We start from the raw sequence: 20,605 nt of genomic DNA on the forward strand, positions 1-20,605 counted from the left end.
GTGATAAACATGCTGAAAAACTTATTAGAAAATGTAAGTTTGTTAGAAAATATTTATAAAATGTCTATAGCCGTTCTACTTTTATGTTCAGTTTTTTCTGTTAGATTTCTAAAAAAAATAAAACGCGAACGAAAACTTACTACCTTTGAATTTACTATGTATGTAATTATTCGCATTGCGATATTTTTTTGGTTAACTAGCTTTATTCTTCTTGAATTTAATGAGTATCTAGTTTAACTATAAAAAAGATAGAACAAGCACTATATTTCTTTGCTTGTATCTATCTTTTTTATTTAGATGCTTATTCTTCCCTTCTATTAAATAAGCAAATCAAACAAAACAGGGTTTTTATTAAGCTCCATAAATTGAATATTATTTTCTTTAAAGCGAGTAATTAATTGCTCATAATCTTCTTTATGTTTTAACTCTACTCCGACTAATGCTGGACCATTTTCCTTATTATGTTTCTTAATATACTCAAAACGAGTAATATCATCTTCTGGCCCCAATCCTTTATCAAGAAATTCTCTTAACGCGCCTGAACGCTGTGGGAATTCAATGATGAAATAATGCTTTAACCCTTCGTAAATGAGAGATCGTTCTTTCATTTCTTGCATTCTATCAATGTCATTATTTCCACCACTTAGCGTACATACAACTGTTTTACCTTTTATTTCATCCCTGTATAAATCAAGTGCTGCAATAGAGAGTGCACCAGCCGGTTCAGCTACAATCGCATTTTTCTTATACAGTTCTAAAATCGTCGTACAAACTTTCCCCTCTGGTACTAAAACGATGTCATCAATTACATCTTTACAAGTTTCAAAAGTTAACTTTCCTACCTTTTTAACCGCTGCCCCATCAACAAAACTATCTATTTTCTCTAATGCGACATTATCATTTTGAAGAAAAGCCTCTTTCATAGAGGCAGCTCCCATCGGTTCTACACCAATAACCTTTGTAGTAGGACTAACACCTTTTACATATGTACCAACACCTGATGCTAATCCACCACCGCCGATTGCCGTAAAGATATAATCAACCGGTTTCTCCATATCATGCATAATTTCAACTGCCACTGTCCCTTGACCAGCAACTACATACGGATCATCAAACGGATGAACAAATGTCATTCTATTTTCTTCACAATAACACTGTGCTTCTTGGAAAGAGCTATCGAATGTATCACCAACTAATACAATCTCTGCGAAATCACCACCGAAAAATTGTACTTGTGATACTTTTTGTTTCGGTGTTGTTGTGGGCATAAATATTTTCGACGGAATCTTCAATAAATTACATGTATAAGCAACTCCTTGCGCATGATTACCAGCACTTGCACAAACAACACCGTTTTGTAACTTTTCTTTCGGTAAACTTTGAATCAAATTGTATGCACCACGAATTTTGAAAGAGCGAATTAATTGTAAATCTTCTCGTTTTACATAAACGTCACAATCATATTTCTCAGATAAAACTGTATCACGTTGTAACGGTGTTTTAATAACGATATCTTTCATGCAATTATGAGCCATTAAGATATCTTCAATTTTCACTCTCTCCTTTACCTTTTGCACCATTATATATCATCCTTATCTCTTTTAAATTGGCTCAATCAAAATGTGGGATTTTCAGAACAGCCCCTGTATTCGCCGATGTTACCATTTGTGCATAACGTCCAAGCCAGCCAGTTTTCACTTTCGGTTCTGGTCGTTTCCATTCTTTTTTACGCTTATCTAATTCTTCATTACTCACTCTTACTTCTAGCAAGCGTTCTTCAACATCAATACATACAATATCCCCTTGTTCAAGAAGTGCGATTGTTCCACCAGCTGCTGCTTCTGGTGAAATATGTCCTACTGAAATTCCACGTGAAGCTCCAGAGAAACGTCCATCCGTTAATAATGCAACCTCAGCACCTAATCCCATTCCAGCAATTGCTGATGTTGGTGCTAACATTTCTGGCATACCAGGGCCACCTCTTGGTCCTTCGTAACGAATGACAACTACATCTCCTTTTTTCACTTTCCCAAGCATAATGCCAGCAAGTGCCTCATCTTGTGAATTAAAAATAACGCAAGGTCCTTCAAAACGCTTTACCTCTGTTGCACCGCTTTTAATAACCGCTCCATCTTTCGCAAGGTTGCCTTTTAATATACGCAATCCTCCTTCCTCACTATGAGGGTTTTCAAGAGAGTGAATAACTTCCTTATCTTTAATCTCTGCCTCAGCAATATTTTCTCTTAATGTTTGCCCAGTAGCAGTTATTCGATCAAGATGAAGTACTCCTTCTTTCCGGCTCATCTCTTTCAAAATTGCACTAATCCCGCCCGCACGATCAATATCTTCCATATGCCAATTGGAAGCAGGGCTTACTTTACATAAATGTGGTACACGTCTTGAAACGGCATCAATACGGTTCATATCGTAATCTAATCCAGCCTCTTGCGCGAGCGCCAATGTATGCAACACTGTATTTGTTGAACCGCCCATCGCCATATCAAGCGCAAACGCATCATCAATTGCTTCTTCCGTTACAATGTCTCTTGGTTTAATATCTCTTTCAATTAAAATTTTCAATTTCTCTGCTGCTTGTTTAATTAACTCTTCACGTCTTGGATCAATTGCTAAAATACTCCCGTTACCAGGAAGAGCTAAACCTAACACTTCACATAAACAATTCATAGAGTTCGCGGTAAACATACCCGAACAAGAGCCACAAGATGGACAGCCATGATCTTCAATATCTTTTAATTCTTCTTCTGAAATTTTCCCAGATTGATAAGCTCCTACTCCTTCAAAAACGGAACTCAGATCAACAACTTCTCCTTTAGATGTTTTTCCTGCTGCCATTGGGCCGCCTGAAACAAACACAGTCGGAATATTAATACGTAGTGCAGCCATCATCATACCTGGTGTAATTTTGTCACAGTTTGGAATACAAATCATGCCGTCAAACCAGTGTGCATTTACAACCGTTTCTACTGAATCTGCAATTATTTCACGACTCGGAAGAGAATAACGCATACCGATATGTCCCATCGCAATACCATCGTCAACTCCAATTGTATTGAATTCGAATGGTACCATACCTGCCGCACGAACTGCCTCTTTTACAAGTTTCCCAAACTCGTTCAAGTGTTTATGCCCTGGAATAATTTCAATAAAAGAATTACAAATCGCTATGAAAGGTTTATCAAAATCTTCATCTTTCAAACCAGTTGCTTTTAATAAACTACGGTGCGGCGCTTTATCAAAACCTTTTTTAATCATGTCACTTCTCATCTTGTCAAATCCCCTCTTACATATTTTTCATTTATACTCTCTTACTCTATTTCTTTACTAATTCTTTCGGTGCATGAATCCAACTCATCATTTCACGAAGCTCTGCTCCCACTTTTTCTAATTGATGATTTTGTTCTGCTTTTTTCATTGCGTTATACGTCGGACGCCCTGCTTGATTTTCTAAAATCCATTTCTTCGCAAATTCACCTTGCTGAATTTCTGTCAGAACACGCTTCATTTCCTTCTTCGTTTCATCTGTAACAATTCTCGATCCTGTTACATAATCTCCAAATTCTGCCGTATCTGAAATAGAATGGCGCATATTCGTTAATCCACCTTCGTACATTAAGTCAACAATTAGCTTTAATTCATGCAAACATTCAAAGTATGCAATTTCAGGACGATATCCACCTTCCGTTAACGTTTCGAACCCGGCCTTCACAAGTGCAGTTACCCCGCCGCAAAGTACAGCTTGCTCACCGAATAAATCCGTTTCGGTTTCTTCTTGGAATGTCGTTTCAATTACACCCGCACGTGTACAACCTACACCTTTTGCATACGCTAATGCTACATGTAGCGCTGTTCCCGTCGCATCTTGATGCACTGCGACTAATGCCGGAACACCATTTCCTTCTTGATATACACGGCGAACGAGATGACCTGGACTTTTTGGCGCAACCATTGCTACATCTACGTAACTTGGCGGATTAATTTGGCCGAAGTGAATGTTAAATCCATGTGAGAAAAGTAACATTTGTCCTTCACGGAGATTCTCTTCTACTTCTGATTTATATACATGTGCTTGCTGTTCATCTGGCAATAACATTTGTACAACTTGTGCGGTTCGAACCGCTTCTGAAACAGACATTACTTCAAATCCATCTGCTTTTGCTACTTCATACGATTTACCAGGTCTAACACCAACTACAACTTCCACACCTGAATCACGTAAATTTTGTGCCTGCGCATGCCCTTGAGATCCATAACCAATTACCGCAACTGTTTTCCCTTGTAATAACTCTACATTTGCATCTTTCTCATAATACGTTTTCATACTCCATACACCCCTTATAATTTATTTACTTGCAGTACATCAATTAATTTTTTCAACTGACTAACAAGTAATGTCGCTTCATTTTCAGTACAAACTGCTGTGAGTTTCATTTCAGAAACGCCACTCGTATCTCTTTCGTTTAAATGTAAAGAAGAAATATAATAGCCACGCCGAGCAAAAATTCCACTTATACGTAATAAGACACTTGGCTCGTTATGAATAACGAGTGAAAAAGTATGACTCATTCTTCCCACCTCTTCATAATCATTTCGTTATTCCCTTTGTTTGGCGGAACCATCGGAAATACGTTTTCACCTTCTTCTACACAAAAATCAACTACGACAGGACCTTCGTGAGCAAATGCTTCTAACACCACTTGTTTCGCCTCTGTTGAATTTGTCGCCCTTAATCCCTTCACTCCATAAGCTTCTGCCACTTTCACAAAATCTGGTGAGCCAATTTTTGACTCTGATAAACGATTTTCATAAAACATTTCTTGCCATTGCCTTACCATCCCTAAAAATCTGTTATTTATAATAAATACTTTTACAGGGATGTTATTTTCAGCAATTGTTTGTAGTTCTTGAATGTTCATTTGAAAAGAAGCATCACCTGCAATACAAACGACGAGTTCTTCTTCTTTTGCAAGCTGAGCACCAATTGCCGCTGGGAACCCAAACCCCATTGTTCCTAATCCTCCAGAGGTAAGGAACGTCCGAGGTTTTCTTGCTTTATAGAAGTGAGCAGCCCACATTTGATGCTGTCCTACTTCTGTTGTGACAATCGCTTCACCATTCGTTAATTCACTTACTAAGTTGATCACATGCTGTGGTTTTAACTCAGATTCTTTTTGCTTATAAGAAAGTGGATATTCTTCTTTCCATGCCTTTACTTTCTGAAGCCATTCATCTGTTTGTGTATAAATAGACATATGTAACAACATGTGTAACGCTTTTTTCACATCACCAACAATCGGATGCTCTACAGTTACATTTTTATGAAACTCAGAAGGATCAATATCAATATGTACTTTTTTCGAGTGCGGAGAAAAAAGTTCTAATTTCCCTGTTACACGATCATCGAAGCGAACACCTAATGCAAGTAGTAAATCACATTCTGTTACCGCCATATTAGCAGCGTATGTCCCATGCATACCAAGCATCCCTAGAAACAATGGATCTCCCGGTGGATATGCACCAAGTCCCATTAAAGTTGAAACGACTGGAATACGGTTCTCCCTTGCGAATTCGAAGAGTTCATCGGATCCACCTGAATGAATGACACCTCCTCCAATATAAAGAAGTGGACGCTTTGATTTTGAAATTGCTTTAGCCACCTCTCTAAGTTTCATGCTGTCTGGTACAAGTTCTGGTTTGTACCCCGGAATATCAACTTCTTCATTAAAGAAACTGGTGACTTTTGCATTTTGAACATCTTTTGGAATATCGATTAATACTGGTCCCGGTCGTCCGCTTTTGGCGATGTAAAAAGCTTCTTGCACAATTCGTGATACATGATTTACATCACGAACTTGGTAATTATGCTTCGTAACAGGTACTGTAATTCCGACAACATCCGCTTCTTGAAATCCATCTTTACCAATTAAAGGCGTTGCAACTTGGCCGGTAATGACAACTAAAGGAATCGAATCCATATAAGCGTCTGCTAAGCCCGTAACTAAATTTGTCGCCCCTGGGCCAGAGGTAGCAAAGACTACCCCGACCTTCCCAGAAGCTCTCGCATATCCTTCAGCCGCATGAATGGCAGCTTGTTCATGACGAGTTAAAACATGTTTCAAACCACTTTCGTATAACGCATCGTATACTGGTAAAATCGCTCCGCCTGGATAGCCGAAAACGGTCGTTACACCCAATTTCTTCAAACCTTGAATCACGTGCCCAGCGCCTGTCATTTCTTCACACTGTAACTTCTCATACGCTGTATACTGCTGCTTCATTTCAATTAACTCCTCTCCTTATTTATGCTAAGCTTTCCGTCAGCCCGGGAACACGTACTCCTCTTTCTCTCGTTAATTTTTTAAATTCTTCGGTCAATTGTTTCGTTACACTTCCTGGTTTCCCATCTCCAATTTCTCTCGAATCAACTTTTACAACTGGAATTAACTCCGCTGCTGTTCCTGTTAAAAATACTTCATCCGCTACATATACGTCATGGCGAGTGAATGGTCTTTCCTCACACGGAATACTCAGTCGTTCACATAGCTCGATAACACTATTTCTCGTAATACCTTCTAATGCCCCTAAATAGGATGGCGGGGTTAATACTTTTCCATCTTTCACAACGAAAACATTATCGCCAGAACCTTCACAAACATATCCTTGTTGATTTAACATAAGAGCCTCTAACACTCCTGCTTGTGCCGCCTCAATTTTTACAAGTACGTTATTTAAATAATTCATTGACTTAATACGTGGATCTAACGCGTCTGGCGTATTACGTCTTGATGCAACAGATACAACGCTTAGCCCATTATCATAAAATTCTTGTGGGAATAACTTTAATTGTTCTGCAATGATAATTACGCTCGGCTTCACACAACTTCTCGGATCGAGTCCTAAGTCACCTTTTCCTCTTGAGACAATTAAGCGAATATAAGCATCAGCGTATTCATTTTTTTGGAGTGTATGTAAAACTGCTTCTTCCATTTCTTCTACCGTCATTGGAATTGTTAGTAAAATAGATTTCGCTGATTCATACAATCGTTTCACATGTTCTTTTAAACAAAATACATTTCCTCCGTAACTACGAATCCCTTCAAATACACCGTCTCCGTATAAAAAACCGTGATCATACACTGAAACAACTGCCTTTTCTTTTTCTACAAATTCCCCATTCATGTAAATGTACTGGTTTCCCATCTCACATCGCTCCTCTTTTTTCTCTATTTTTGCAATCTATTTCTACATCGATTGCTGAGATGAGTAATTTTAACAGAATATTCAGTATATAAACCTTAAAAATATACTCGTCTCAACAATCGATTACTTACATACTTGTAGCAATCCATTGCTGAGACGAGGGAATCGTGGTACCACTCAGCTTCCTTATACTTCTCACGAAATATAAGCTCTGCAAGTCCAATTAGACTTTTGTTTTTCTATCGGGAACAACCCCGCTACTTTTTACTAGTTTTCAAAAGTAGTGCTCCAAGGTGATTTTCAATGAGTGAATTGTTACCACCCTCACAGCCTCGGGGCAGCTCTCTGAAACAATCTTTATCATTTACTCTCCTCTTCTACGCATTCTCTTCTTCTATTTTTAAAAATAAAAACTCTCGCCTCAGCAATCAACTACTACAATTTAGTAGCTTTGATTGCTGAGGCGAGAGTTTCGCGTTACCACTCAGCTTCCTTATACTTCTCACGAAATATAAGCTTTGTAGGTCCAATCAGACCTCCGTCCTTTTACCGGAGACGATGCCGCCGCCCTCTACTCAGTTTCCCTTTCGCAAGCGATGCTCCGAGGTGATCTTCAATGATTCGATTGTTACTACCCTCACAGCCTTGGAGTAGCTCTCTGAAACGATCATAATCATCTACTTTCCTCTTCTTTGCATATACAACATATAAAGTTAGAAAATTCTTAATTAACTTTTATTTGTTACACGTATTATAGGACGTTGTTCTTTTCGTTGTCAACATGTTTTCTCAAAAAAATCAAAATTCATTCTATTTATTTTTTCTCAAATCAAAATTGGAATGCATTACTTACATACACTCATATATTACTTAAGTATGTTTGCATTACTACATAAAGAAAAACTTATAAAGTTTATGAGGAGATGAGGAAACTATGTTAAAAGGGAAAGTAGCGTTAGTTACAGGAGCAAGCCGAGGAATTGGACGAGCGATCGCTAAACGTTTAGCAAATGACGGTGCATTGGTTGCTGTTCATTACGGTAATCGAAAAGATGACGCTGAAGAAACTGTTCATGAAATTCGATCAGATGGTGGCCAAGCTTTTTCTATCGGCGCAAATTTAGAATCCTTACACGGTGTAGAAAACCTTTATAACGCTTTAGATACTGAATTACAAAAGCGCACTGGTGAAACACAATTTGATATTTTAATAAACAATGCTGGCATTGGTCCTGGTGCTTTTATTGAAGAAACGACTGAACAATTTTTTGATAGAATGTTTTCAGTAAATGCAAAAGCACCATTCTTTATCATTCAACAAGCACTGCCACGTTTACGTGACAATAGCCGAATTATTAATATTTCATCCGCTGCCACCCGCATTTCTTTACCTGATTTTGTTGCATATAGTATGACGAAAGGCGCTATTAATACAATGACTTTTACGCTAGCAAAACAGCTTGGAGCACGAGGAATAACGGTGAATGCAATACTTCCAGGATTTATTAAAACAGATATGAATGCAGAACTCTTGAGCGACCCGATGATGAAGCAGTACGCTACTACTATTTCCGCTTTCAATCGCTTAGGTGAAGTAGAAGACATTGCCGATACTGCTGCATTCCTTGCTTCTCCAGACAGCCGCTGGGTAACTGGACAATTAATTGATGTGAGCGGAGGATCTTGTTTATAAAAAACATATATTTTCAAATCTTTTTTATTGCGCAATAAAACAATTTATATAATACTATATAAAACATATACATTTAGGAGGATTACAGCAATGTCCGAAAAAACATACGAACTCGCAACCTTCGCAGGCGGTTGCTTTTGGTGCATGGTAAAACCATTTGATGAACTTCCTGGTATTCATAAAGTACTTTCTGGCTATGCAGGAGGTCATGTAGAAAACCCAACATATGAACAAGTAAAAGCTGGAATATCTGGACATTTAGAAGTTGTTCAAATTACATTCGATCCTTCTATTTTTCCTTATCAGAAATTACTAGACTTATATTGGCCACAAATCGATCCAACTGATGATGGCGGACAATTTTTTGACCGTGGTCCATCTTATCGTACCGCTATTTTTTATCATAACGAAACACAAAAAGGGCTTGCTGAAAAATCAAAACAAGCTCTTACAGAAAGCGGTATGTTTAAAGATCCAATCGTGACTGAAATTCGTCCTGCTGCACCTTTTTACGCAGCAGAGGAATACCACCAACATTTCTATAAAAAGAATCCAGAGAAATATGCTACTGAGCAAAAGGAATCTGGTCGTGAAGACTTTATTAAAGAAAATTGGCAAAAAAAATAATAAAAACGCATCGTGCTTTTTTAATACGATGCGTTTTTATTTTTGATAAAAGTGCCATACAATGATGAGAACAACCGCTGTTAATGCCCAAAGCGCTACTTCATTTTTCACTCTACTCTTTTTCTTAGTCATTTCATCTCCTCCTAATAGCAATACAACGTATTCAAGATTTCCTCTGTTTCATTGTCCACCTTATATACATAAATACATCCTTACCAATCCTTATAACAAGACCACCAATAATTCCGATTGCAATTGAAATTACTAACATCTGTCCAAAGCTAAAAGAATTTGTGTACGTTATGTAGAGAACGATACATATAAGTAAAACATCCGGTAAAGAAAGCAAAAACTTTTTAAGCATTTCTTTATCTCCTCTATACTTTATTTATATCTTCTACTGTAATTTTGAAATATAGTTTGTTCAAAAATTCCATTTAGACCCTCATTTTATGAAAAATAATAAGAATCCCTTTTCAAAAGAGATTCTTATTCAGTAGATTTAAGTTTAATTATTTTCTACATATCCTATTCCATAATTACTCCTAAAATAGAATAATATTACTAATCATTTATTGTAAATTGACTATTTGCCAGGCAACCGAATGTCGCGCCAGCTACCTACATCGCATTGGCCAAATTCATTATTACCTACCGCGACTACCGTGCCATCCGATTTAAGGCCAACAGTATGACAACGCCCCGCCGCTATCATATCTTTGGGCCATCGCTTCACTTTTTCTTTCGATAAAAGGTAATCCATGTTTTACCTCCTTGCATATAAGCAACTGTATCATAATAGATATTTTTATCAAATTTCATTATAAATCTACATTTACAAAGAAAGCTTATTTTACTTCTTCAAAAAATAAAAACCTCCAGTTTAAATACTAGAGGTTTTCTCGTTATTTCTTCAAGCGGTCAATAAAATCGTTCAATTTATCTAGCGATTTCATATTCTGATTGCAAGCTACACCATCTTTGCAAATGTAGTTTCCCTTTTTAACGAAAGTTCCTGGTACATCGCCTTTAATTTCAACTAAAAACATTCCTACTTCTTCATGCCCATGACATAATGAACAAATGCTTTTTTTATTTAAACTTTGGAACGTTCCTTGCAGACCAACAAATTTATTTTTATCATTTTTCGCTATAATAAATTTCCTGCTTGATCCCTTATCAATCCAGCTTAAATAAGATATTTCTTTCATATCTATTTCTTCCATATCAGGAAGTTTTAACTTTTTCGCCTTAGGAAATAACTTTTTTAATGTTTGTGCTGTAACTTCTTGAAACGGAATTACATACGGATTTATTTTCATTAAAAATGATTCTGCATCTTCTCTATTTTGAACTGTTAATACCGTATCAATTAACTCTTTCTGTTCATCCGTTAAATTCTCAAATACATGTATTATCTTTTCAATCGCAAGCGATTTTAACGCTTGAATTACACCTCTATCATTTGCCGTTGCATGCCCGTTTGCTAAAATATAAGCTTGTGATTTTATAAAATTATATTGATCACTTCTAATAAACGCTTCCATCTTTATCACTCCATACAAATTGTTGATCTAGTTTTATTGTATACAATGATTACGTTTTTTGATATGTAAAAGATAACTTAGAAACAAACATTACATATATCACTTATTCTCTACCGCTGCATTTCCTGACAAAAGAAGCCATCATCCGTTTTCCATTCCGCATATAATACGTCTTCAAATTTAGTAATTCCTTTTTGCTTTATTTGTTTATAAAGCCACCCTTCATCAAATCCCGCTTCCCTCAAATTATCCTTAACTACTTTTCCATCACTAATTAATGAAATTGGTAAGTATACAGGCTTATGTTTTAAACTTAAATCATTTACAGTAGGAGATTCGTATTTACTTTTTTTCAAAACGCTTATGTTTCCGTTAGGTTCCAATATCATATATTCAACTTCTCGGATTGAAAATATATCTTTTTGTTGCCTAAGCATTTGTTGTAATTGGTTTATATCCAAATGATTTACGCTTAATTGTTCACGATCAATCTTTCCATTACGAATAATAATTGAAGGATATCCTTCAAAAAACCTTCTTGTCCCTCTTACTTTTTGTGTTATCACTTCAATAGTATAAATTAAAATTACCCAAACAAATACTGAATATAAAATAGACCATACTTTAATTTTAGGATCATATATTGAATTTCCAACGAGCTCACCTAGGACGATTGCAGAAATAAAATCAAAGGGCGTTAGCTGAGATATTTGTGTTTTTCCTAATATTTTTGTAGCAATTAATAGAACAAAAAAACCAATTAAAAGCTCTATCGTTATTTGTCCAATATGATTCATATATGTTCACCTTTCTACTCTTCAAATGTTCTGTATAGCATTTAATAAAAAAACGGCACATTTTTTCTATTATCATGCCCGTTCACACTTCATATATCCAATACATATAAAACAAAAAGAGTCTGATTCAAAGTAATATATGAATCAGACTCTTTTCCTCTTATTTAGAATACACAATCTTTTTAATCGTTTCCCCAGAAAGAAAATATTCTTCTGCAAGTTGATGAATAGCAATCCCACTTTTAAACGCTTCTTTAATTGCTTTATTTCTTTCATCTAATTGTTTTCTTCCGCCAGATCGTGTACCCCATTTATAATGTTTCGTTTCTTGTTTCGGAATGTAAATTGTTTCACCTTGTATATACTTTTGAATTTCAGTAATTAAACTCTCCGGTAAAACAGCATTAGCTTTTACGTATTTCATTTCTGCTCGCCCCTTATTTTTTATGGTTCATTTCAATAAGGTGCAAAGCCAAATATAAAAAATGATACAAGCTCATATAGGCGATTGTATATTACTTGTCTACCTCACGCAAAGTATCGCCATTTCCATACTTGGCTTTGCATGAGACGTTGCAGTGTCTGGCAATTGAATTATAATCGCCATATAAACACCTCCTAATATACCTTTTGCATTTTATTATATGATAAATTCCTTCTCCTTGCATCCACACCCTTCTTAAAGCACGAAATTTTATCTAAGAAGGGCTATCAGTTCGTAACAGTAAATGAATTGCAAAAAAGAGCAAAATAAAAAGGTAGCGTATCTTTGTATGATACGCTACCTTTCTTTTTATATAATGCCAAGTACATTTAAGAATACGATAATAATCGCAATTGGTGCGATATAACGAAGTAAGAATAACCATAATACGAATAGTTTATAACCTTTATTTTTACTTACACCTAGCTCTTTCATTAATACATCTTTCTTCATTTTTAAAGGAACAAAGATAGAAACTAATAATACACCAAGTGGCATTAATACGTTACTTACTGCATAGTCCGCTAAATCAAAGACTGTCTTCCCGAAAATCTTCAGATCACTTAATATACCGAATGATAATGCTGATGGTACCCCAACAACGAAGATTAATAACCCTACGATTAAGGCCATTTTTTCACGTTTCCCTTTACCTTTTGATGTTAACGATGCGACACTAATTTCTAACATCGAAATTGCTGATGTAATCGTAGCGAAGAAGAATAATAATAAGAAAACGATGAAGAATAATTTTCCGAATGCCATTTTACTGAAAATAGCTGGCAATACGATAAATAATAGTCCCGGTCCTTGAGATGGTTCCATTCCAAATGCGAACACAACTGGGAAAATTGCAAGTCCTGCAAGTAATGTAATAACAAGAGTTAAGGCTACGATAGAAAATGCTGAACGTGGTAAGCTTTCTTCTTTCGGTAAGTATGAGCTATACGTTACCATAACGGCTACCCCAACAGATAATGAGAAGAACGATTGCCCCATTGCGTATAAAATAACTTCTGATGTTACATGTGAGAAATCAGGTTGTAAGAAGAAACGAACTCCTTCTCCAGCACCATCTAACGTAAGTGCACGAACGATTAATACAAAGAATAAAACGAATAGTGCTGGCATGAAATATTTATTTACTTTTTCAACACCATTTTGTACACCTTTACTTACGATAAAAATAGTAATAAGGATGAATAATAGCTGTGATCCAACTGCTAAATATGGATTGGAAATGATTTCACCAAACGTAGCTTCGTATGCTCCATTTCCTTCCCATAGTCTACCTGTAATCGCATTCCATAAATATAATAAAATCCAGCCTCCTACAACACTGTAGAAAGAAAGTAATATGAAACATGTTACAATTCCTAATTTACCTAACCAAGGCCATAACGTTTTAGGAGCAATCTCTCTATATGCATCAACAGCCTCTTTTTGTGTACTTCTTCCAATAACAAATTCAGCTAATAATAGCGGTAAACCAATTAATAATGTGAAACCGATGAAAATTAGGAAGAACGCTCCGCCTCCTCCAATGCCGGCCATATATGGGAATTTCCAAATCGCCCCAAGACCAATTGCCGAACCTGCTGCAGCTAATACGAAACCTAATTTCGATGTCCATTGCTGTGAATTCATTTGTTAATCTCCTCTCTATCTCTTTTTCTTTGTTACAATTCGGTATTTATATTGTTCTATCAATACTCTTTTCTAATACGTTCACTTCCTCCCTAATAATAAAAAAACGCCCCTACGTAAATACGTAGGGACGACAAAAATATCGCGGTACCACCCTAGTTGTGAAGAACACTAAGAAACCACCTAAATAAAAACGCCCCTACGCAAAAACGTAGGGACGATAAAATATCGCGGTACCACCCTAGTTATGAAGCCACACCAAAGTTAGGACCTAAATAAAAAACGTCCCTACGTAAATACGTAGGGACGATAAATATCGCGGTACCACCCTAGTTGTGAAAAAATCTTCACCACTTTATTTGATAACGGTATAAACTACCGTCTTTCATTTCCTCAAAATATGAGATTTATGAAAGATGCTCCAGGACGAACTTCATGAATAATCTATATACTGATTCACACCAACCATCAGCTCTCTGAAATAGGGAGATATTCACTACTATACCCTTTCATTGCCCAAATATTATTTTCCGAATTGATTACTATCATTTTTATCACACATTAAAAATAGTGTCAACTTATATTTCGAATTTTTATGTATTACAATCTATTTAAAAATTCGAAATATAAGTTTTAGTTTAGAAAACAAGTAGCTTAGTACATAACGAATTCTAACAGGCAATAGAAAAAGAATTACGTATTATTGATACTTATTCAATAATACAAATCATCTAGAAACATAACCTGTCTCTCTGTATTCATTTTTTAAGAGTTTGATGGATACCAAGAAAATTTCGCATCACTATCCAGTGGTCTATTTTTCGTTTCTTCTTTAATTACACGAAACCATTCATTTAGAATTTGAGTTTTGGGCAATTGAGCAGCAAGGCTATCTTCCCAAATTATATGTGAGAACCAGGCTTTCGTTTCCCATTCAAACTGCAATTGTGCGAACGAAATTATAGGGTGATCAGCTCCACGAAATTGCTCATTTACTACATTTGAAACTTCTGGAGCTTGCGGTAACAACTCGTTCTGAATTCTATTTCTTATCGTCTCATTTTCTAGCTGATCCCAGAAATACAATTGCCCATTTATTTGATAAAAAATATCAAATGAAGCCTCACCTTTCTTCAAATTCAATAACACGAAGGCACGTTCCACATCATTGTCAGCCGCTTTTACAGCATTAACAATTATATTTTGTGCCATTGATGCCCAGTAACTAGTCGCTTCCTCTACCGGTGATTCAACATACAATTCTTCACTTAATTCATGAAGAGTAGCTTCTTGCTCATTTACTTTTTCAACTTTTTTTAAAAACCTATTAAAAAAACCCATAACTTCCCCCTTATTACTATTTTCTATTTCACAAAATAAAAAATAGATTTTTCTTGCTCATCCACATTTACTCCTGGCGCGTATGTATGAACTTGTTGCAACACTTCTTCTATTAGCAACTCTAACTCCTGCACACTTTTTTCTGGATTCCCTATTAATGTGTCCGCCATACGTTCATATAATTTTTCAGGTTTAATAGTCATTCGTTCCACATTATTAGGCATCCATTTAAACGCTGGATGATGTACGTACATTTTATTCAAACCAAATAAAACACCGAATACGTTCCTTTGTACTTCGCAAATAACGTCATAAAGCATAAGCCAATCTTTCCGTTTTAAAAGCGCCTTTCGATTGTGCCAACGATTACTTAACCATAGATTTTCTGAAATCATCAGTTTTGCTAGTTCATCTGGATATGCCGCTACTTTTTCTTTTAATTCATTCACTTTCCCTTCTCCATACAAACTAACACCATCATGAATGGATGATACAATACATTGTTTTTCATAATTTATATCATATTGATCCACCACATCCGAAATTACTTTCTCTACTGTCTCTGTTAAAAAGTTACTAATCTCTAATTTAATTCCCTCTTTCGTTAAATACGTTTCCGACCATTCTTCTTCCTCATACGGATGATACGATAATATTTTCCCATCAATATGATAAATAGGGGCCCTACGATCCTCATCTTCCGGCGGTGTTGACCATAAAATATGTAATTCTATATCTGAATGTTCATCTTCAAGCTTTCTAGCTACTGAACCCGCTAAAATAATAGCTTCTACTTTCGGATTTTGCCTATAAATCTCTGACATCTCTATCGCTCTCTCTTTTAATCCCATTTCATTTCCCCCTAAAATTGCAGTAATCCCCTATATTTCATTTATCTATTTCGATATTACAGCTTGCATTACCTTTTCAAATTCCTACTTAATCATATTTCTATCCAATAGCGCTGAATAACTTCACCAGTACGAGAAGAAACTACTTCATTTTCTAACACACCTCCAACCTTTTGAATCGTTTTAGCAGAACCGATATTGGATTTATCGCAAGTTATTAATACTTTCTGCAATCCTAATTTTTGCGCTTCAGCTAATGCAAGTTGTAGTTGTTTCGTAGCGTAACCGTGGCGACGTTTATTCGGATGGACACTATATCCAATATGACCGCTTTCCCGTAATAATTCTGGATTTAATCTATGTCTAATATTCACAAAACCTATAAGTTCCCCTTTTTCAAAACTTAAAAACTGACTAGATGGCACTCGATTAGCTAGTAAATTTCCTCCTAGTTCTTGTTTACTCACTTTTTCAAACCATTCATCAAGAGAATCAAAGTTTTGTAAAGAACTACTTCCATGTGGTTGTTCCCCTGAGTGTAAAAACGCTTGTCTATACGCCGTAATATGCTCACTATATTCATGGATTGGTTTTAATAGTTTCATTGTTCTTCTCCCCCTCTTCATTCCATAAAACAAACACCTTAATAGCAGCTATTCACTATTAAGGTGTTTCTATCCTTTTTATTCAAATAACCCCATGCTCAAATAACGTTCACCTGTATCAGGCGCAATACATAAAACTTTTTTACCAACGCCTAGACGTTTCGCTATCATGATTGCAGCGTAAACAGATGCTCCAGAAGATGGCCCAACTAATAATCCTTCTTGTCTAGCTAAGTTTCTCATTGTCGTTAAAGCCTCTTCGTCTGCAATTTGAATAATTTCGTTATACACTTCTGTATTTAAGTTTTTCGGAATAAATCCTGGGCTTGTTCCTACTAGTTTATGAGGACCTGGTACACCACCGGATAAAACGGGAGATCCTTTCGGTTCCACTACTGCAATATATAAGTTTGGCAATTTCTCTTTTAACGTTTCACCAGTCCCTGTAATCGTTCCGCCTGTTCCTGCCGTTGCAACAAAAGCATCAAGCTCTCCCTCCATTTGTTCGTAAATTTCAAGTGCAGTCGTATAACGGTGAATATTCGGATTAGCTGGATTTTCAAATTGTTGCGGGATAAAACTATTCGGTATTTGTTTTTGCAGTTCTAACGCCTTCGCAATTGCTCCTGGCATTCTTTGTTCTGCTGGTGTTAAAACTACTTCTGCCCCGTATGCTTTCAATAAATTAATACGCTCTTTTGACATATTGTCTGGCATAATTAAAATCGCTTTATACCCTTTAGCTGCTGCGTTCATCGCTAAACCAATTCCTGTATTCCCGCTTGTCGGTTCAATAATTGTATCCCCTGGTTTAATGAGACCATTTTCTTCTGCAACGTGAAGTAAATTATAAGCAGCACGGTCTTTCACACTACGTGATGGATTAAACATTTCTAGTTTCACATACACGTCCGCTGCGTCTTCCGGAATAAATTTAGATAATCGGACGACAGGTGTATCTCCTATTAATTCTGTTACGTTTTCACATAATTTCATAGTGCATCCCCTATTCTATCGTTTTCTTATCACTTGGTAATAACCATGAAGTAAGTCCAATTAACGGTAAACAACTACATAATATCATAATGAACTGAAGGCTATATATATCAGCTAACTTTCCTAGTACTACAGCACCTAGAGCACCAAGGCCGAACGCAAGACCTACAATTAGACCTGATACCATCCCTACTTTTCCCGGAACAAGCTCTTGCGCGTATACAACAATTACACTAAAACTACTTGAACTAATAAAACCGATACATAAAAATAAAGGTACGACCCACACAAGTGAGACATGTGGTAATAACAGCGCAAGTGGCGCTGAACCTAACATTGAAAATACGATGATGTTTTTCTTACCAAATCGATCTGCTAACGGTCCCCCGAAGAAAGTGCCTAACACACCAGCAATCATAAATGCGAATACGAAATACTGGGCATTTTTTATAGATAAACCATAATGCTCAATTAAGTAAAATTGATAGAAATTCCCGATACCGGCACCGTACCAAGAGCGCACAAAAGTAAGAAAAACAAGAAGTATAATAACAAATTTAATGTGTGTACTTACAATTGCATTTTCCGCCTCAAGCGCAGCTCTCTTCTTCCTTCTTACAGCGCCGGTTGCTAATTCATTTTTGTACCAATTCGATACGAAAATTAATAATGCAATTCCTACTGCTGCAAATGCTGTAAAACCTAATGAACCAATTTGACCGAGTGGAACGAAAATTAGCGCTGTAAAAATAGGAGCTAAAGAATTCCCCGTGTTTCCCCCAACTTGATAAATCGCTTGCGCTAACCCTCGTTTTGCACCTGCCGCCATATACGCAACACGAGCGCCTTCTGGATGAAAGACTGCGGAACCTAAGCCAATAAATAAAACAGAAATAATAACAATAATAAAGTTTGGTGCAAACGCGAGTCCAATCATTCCAAGCATACTTGAAAACATACCGAGTGGTAATAAAAATGGTGACGGCTTCTTATCTGAATACATACCAAACACCGGTTGCATAATCGATGACGTCATATTTAACGCAAACGCAATCCACCCTACTTGCATATAGGATAAATTCATCGTTTTTTCCAAAATAGGAAACAACGCCGGCACAACTGCTTGCATCGAATCATTTAAAAAATGTCCGAAACTAATCGCAAATAATATTCGATATATTGTCGGTGTTTCTACTGTGTTTTTTTGTGAAACTGCCTGCATATGTGAATCGCTCCTTTCTGTACAAAATATATATTTATTACAGTAGGTGTAATAAATTCTGACTTTTGAAACATTTCTATTCTATACTGCTTTCATTTCTTTTTCCAGAAATATAACTTAACTCCCATCATTGACTTGCATCCTTGTAACTTTCAGCAGTAAAACATTATAGAAAAAGGCAACCCAATCACAAACTGGGTTGCCTCTTACATTAAATTGCAAAACGCTTATACTTCTCATAATCGCTCGTCTTACATTCCACTTCTAGTTTCGTACCTTCATTTTCATAACTCGTTGATAAAACGTGCGCATGATTATTGAAATACGAAACTACCTGTCCGTGATCATATGGAATTAACATTTCACATTTCGTATATTCTTTATAAATATGGGAACGAATCATTTCTACAAGCTCTTCAATTCCAACATGTTTCTTCGCAGATAAATACACGCGGTCTTCTTGTACTTTCGGAATTTCAACATCCACCATATCTGATTTGTTATAAGCATAGATCGTTGGAATATTTTCTACTCCAATTTTCTTTAACGTTTCATTTGTAATATCAATTAATTGTTCATAATTTGGATTTGCGTAATCTACGACGTGAATAAGTAAATCTGCTTCCGCTACTTCTTCTAACGTTGAACGGAACGCCTTCACAAGATGATGTGGTAATTTACTTACAAATCCAACTGTATCTGTTAATAAAAATGATTTATTATCTGGCAAATCAATATTTCGTACAGATGTTTCTAACGTCGCAAATAACATATCTTTTTCAAATACTTGTTTTTCTTCTGTACCATTATAAATTTCAAGCATTGCATTCATCGTCGTTGACTTTCCTGCATTCGTATAACCTACTAATGCTACAACAGGTATTTCATTTTTCTTACGTTGCTTTCGCTGCGTTTGACGCTGGGCAACGAGCGCTTCTAAATCTTTATTCAAAACTGAAATTTGTTCTTCAATTTTACGACGGTCTAACTCTAACTTCTTCTCACCGACACCTTTATTTTTCGTACCAACGCCGCCGCTCTGTCTCCCTAACGATTCACGAAGACCAATTAAACGAGGCATCATGTACTGAAGGTGTGCTACTTCTACTTGTAGCTGTGCTTCTTTCGTTTTCGCACGTTGCGCAAAAATATCTAAAATTAAAATGGTGCGATCAATTACCTTACAATCTAAATCCTCTTCTAAATTTCGAATTTGTGAAGGAGATAATTCATCATTAAAGATGACCATATTCGCATCTATTTCTTGTACATACGCTGCTACTTCTTCAATCTTTCCTTTTCCGATATAATGCGATGGATTTACTCGTTGTAAATTTTGCGTTACTTGCCCAATTACCTCTACATCACAAGCTTCCGCAAGATTTGTTAACTCTTCCATCGAATATGCAAAATCATCTTCATTACCTACATTTACTCCAACTAAAACTGCTCTTTGTAATACTTCTTCCATATATTTATTCCTCCATTTCGATTACGTAAAATAAAAAACACAGGTCGCTGCCTGTGTTTTCGTAAACGGATAAGGGTTCACCAAAGAAATAGAAGAAAGCTATGCT

The 20,605-nt window shown here is 36.2% G+C and carries 20 protein-coding genes, 1 pseudogene and 3 other annotated features; of the genes and pseudogenes, 3 read left to right on the forward strand and 18 right to left on the reverse strand.

Annotated features, from left to right (window positions below; translation table 11 throughout):
• Positions 1 to 9 precede the first annotated feature (9 nt).
• Positions 10 to 237: a hypothetical protein gene (locus B9A45_RS20575; RefSeq protein WP_000916802.1), complete on the forward strand. Its 228-nt coding sequence runs from the start codon at positions 10 to 12 to the stop codon at positions 235 to 237.
• Positions 238 to 317: 80 nt separating this feature from the next.
• On the opposite strand, the gene ilvA is transcribed toward B9A45_RS20575, so the two are convergent.
• From ilvA to ilvE, 6 genes are read right to left on the reverse strand one after another with little or no spacing between them, the layout of a single operon-like run.
• On the reverse strand, positions 318 to 1,580 hold the full coding sequence (gene ilvA, locus B9A45_RS20580) for a threonine ammonia-lyase IlvA (RefSeq protein ID WP_000250323.1): 1,263 nt from the start codon (positions 1,578 to 1,580) through the stop codon (positions 318 to 320).
• 31 nt (positions 1,581 to 1,611) lie between these two features.
• On the reverse strand, positions 1,612 to 3,285 hold the full coding sequence (gene ilvD / locus B9A45_RS20585; RefSeq protein WP_001255818.1) for a dihydroxy-acid dehydratase: 1,674 nt from the start codon (positions 3,283 to 3,285) through the stop codon (positions 1,612 to 1,614).
• A gap of 46 nt (positions 3,286 to 3,331) precedes the next feature.
• Positions 3,332 to 4,339: a ketol-acid reductoisomerase gene (ilvC, locus tag B9A45_RS20590; protein ID WP_000861136.1), complete on the reverse strand. Its 1,008-nt coding sequence runs from the start codon at positions 4,337 to 4,339 to the stop codon at positions 3,332 to 3,334.
• Positions 4,340 to 4,353: 14 nt separating this feature from the next.
• Positions 4,354 to 4,584, reverse strand: coding sequence for an ACT domain-containing protein (locus B9A45_RS20595; RefSeq protein WP_000019916.1), 231 nt, complete (start codon positions 4,582 to 4,584; stop codon positions 4,354 to 4,356).
• Complete coding sequence (gene ilvB / locus B9A45_RS20600) at positions 4,581 to 6,296, reverse strand: acetolactate synthase large subunit (RefSeq protein ID WP_000813474.1); 1,716 nt, start codon at positions 6,294 to 6,296, stop codon at positions 4,581 to 4,583. Before ilvB ends, B9A45_RS20595 begins: the two co-directional genes overlap by 4 nt.
• Before the next feature lie 22 nt (positions 6,297 to 6,318).
• Positions 6,319 to 7,218 (reverse strand): branched-chain-amino-acid transaminase, encoded by a 900-nt coding sequence (ilvE, locus tag B9A45_RS20605; protein WP_000528156.1) that lies wholly within the window; start codon positions 7,216 to 7,218, stop codon positions 6,319 to 6,321.
• Between the two features lie 149 nt (positions 7,219 to 7,367).
• Positions 7,368 to 7,607, reverse strand: a binding site (T-box leader).
• 67 nt (positions 7,608 to 7,674) lie between these two features.
• Positions 7,675 to 7,920: a binding site (T-box leader), on the reverse strand.
• 232 nt (positions 7,921 to 8,152) lie between these two features.
• Here ilvE and B9A45_RS20610 point away from each other — a divergent pair.
• Positions 8,153 to 8,911, forward strand: a complete 759-nt coding sequence (locus B9A45_RS20610; RefSeq protein WP_000911808.1) for an SDR family oxidoreductase — start codon at positions 8,153 to 8,155, stop codon at positions 8,909 to 8,911.
• Positions 8,912 to 9,001: 90 nt separating this feature from the next.
• A complete protein-coding gene (gene msrA, locus B9A45_RS20615; RefSeq protein ID WP_001291863.1) occupies positions 9,002 to 9,538 on the forward strand; it encodes a peptide-methionine (S)-S-oxide reductase MsrA in 537 nt (178 codons plus the stop codon).
• 163 nt (positions 9,539 to 9,701) lie between these two features.
• Here the strand turns inward: msrA and B9A45_RS20625 are convergent, their stop codons facing one another.
• The 12 genes and pseudogenes from B9A45_RS20625 to hflX form a co-directional block, all read right to left on the reverse strand.
• Positions 9,702 to 9,902 carry a hypothetical protein gene (locus tag B9A45_RS20625; RefSeq protein WP_000913386.1) on the reverse strand — a complete coding sequence of 67 codons (201 nt, stop codon included), beginning with the start codon at positions 9,900 to 9,902 and terminating at the stop codon, positions 9,702 to 9,704.
• A gap of 240 nt (positions 9,903 to 10,142) precedes the next feature.
• Positions 10,143 to 10,301: pseudogene (locus tag B9A45_RS20630) on the reverse strand (RCC1 domain-containing protein); the annotation flags it as partial.
• A gap of 142 nt (positions 10,302 to 10,443) precedes the next feature.
• Complete coding sequence (locus B9A45_RS20635) at positions 10,444 to 11,085, reverse strand: FusB/FusC family EF-G-binding protein (protein WP_000387064.1); 642 nt, start codon at positions 11,083 to 11,085, stop codon at positions 10,444 to 10,446.
• Between the two features lie 110 nt (positions 11,086 to 11,195).
• Positions 11,196 to 11,882, reverse strand: coding sequence for a DUF421 domain-containing protein (locus tag B9A45_RS20645; protein WP_001015535.1), 687 nt, complete (start codon positions 11,880 to 11,882; stop codon positions 11,196 to 11,198).
• 160 nt (positions 11,883 to 12,042) lie between these two features.
• Positions 12,043 to 12,306: a CD3324 family protein gene (locus tag B9A45_RS20650; protein WP_000878325.1), complete on the reverse strand. Its 264-nt coding sequence runs from the start codon at positions 12,304 to 12,306 to the stop codon at positions 12,043 to 12,045.
• 369 nt (positions 12,307 to 12,675) lie between these two features.
• Positions 12,676 to 14,013, reverse strand: coding sequence for a sodium-dependent transporter (locus tag B9A45_RS20655; protein WP_001088187.1), 1,338 nt, complete (start codon positions 14,011 to 14,013; stop codon positions 12,676 to 12,678).
• A gap of 299 nt (positions 14,014 to 14,312) precedes the next feature.
• Positions 14,313 to 14,535, reverse strand: a binding site (T-box leader).
• Between the two features lie 243 nt (positions 14,536 to 14,778).
• Entirely contained in the window at positions 14,779 to 15,354 is a 576-nt protein-coding gene (locus tag B9A45_RS20660; RefSeq protein ID WP_084064722.1) for a hypothetical protein, read from the reverse strand.
• Positions 15,355 to 15,377: 23 nt separating this feature from the next.
• Complete coding sequence (locus B9A45_RS20665; RefSeq protein ID WP_000523213.1) at positions 15,378 to 16,205, reverse strand: DUF4037 domain-containing protein; 828 nt, start codon at positions 16,203 to 16,205, stop codon at positions 15,378 to 15,380.
• A gap of 92 nt (positions 16,206 to 16,297) precedes the next feature.
• Positions 16,298 to 16,810: a GNAT family N-acetyltransferase gene (locus B9A45_RS20670; RefSeq protein ID WP_084064725.1), complete on the reverse strand. Its 513-nt coding sequence runs from the start codon at positions 16,808 to 16,810 to the stop codon at positions 16,298 to 16,300.
• 78 nt (positions 16,811 to 16,888) lie between these two features.
• On the reverse strand, positions 16,889 to 17,806 hold the full coding sequence (cysK, locus tag B9A45_RS20675) for a cysteine synthase A (protein WP_000762279.1): 918 nt from the start codon (positions 17,804 to 17,806) through the stop codon (positions 16,889 to 16,891).
• Between the two features lie 10 nt (positions 17,807 to 17,816).
• A complete protein-coding gene (locus tag B9A45_RS20680) occupies positions 17,817 to 19,028 on the reverse strand; it encodes an MFS transporter (RefSeq protein WP_001149411.1) in 1,212 nt (403 codons plus the stop codon).
• 211 nt (positions 19,029 to 19,239) lie between these two features.
• Positions 19,240 to 20,499, reverse strand: a complete 1,260-nt coding sequence (gene hflX, locus B9A45_RS20685; protein ID WP_000393280.1) for a GTPase HflX — start codon at positions 20,497 to 20,499, stop codon at positions 19,240 to 19,242.
• Between the last annotated feature and the right edge of the window lie 106 nt (positions 20,500 to 20,605).

It is taken from the genome of Bacillus sp. JKS001846 (genome assembly GCF_900176455.1).
GTDB lineage: Bacteria > Bacillota > Bacilli > Bacillales > Bacillaceae_G > Bacillus_A > Bacillus_A cereus.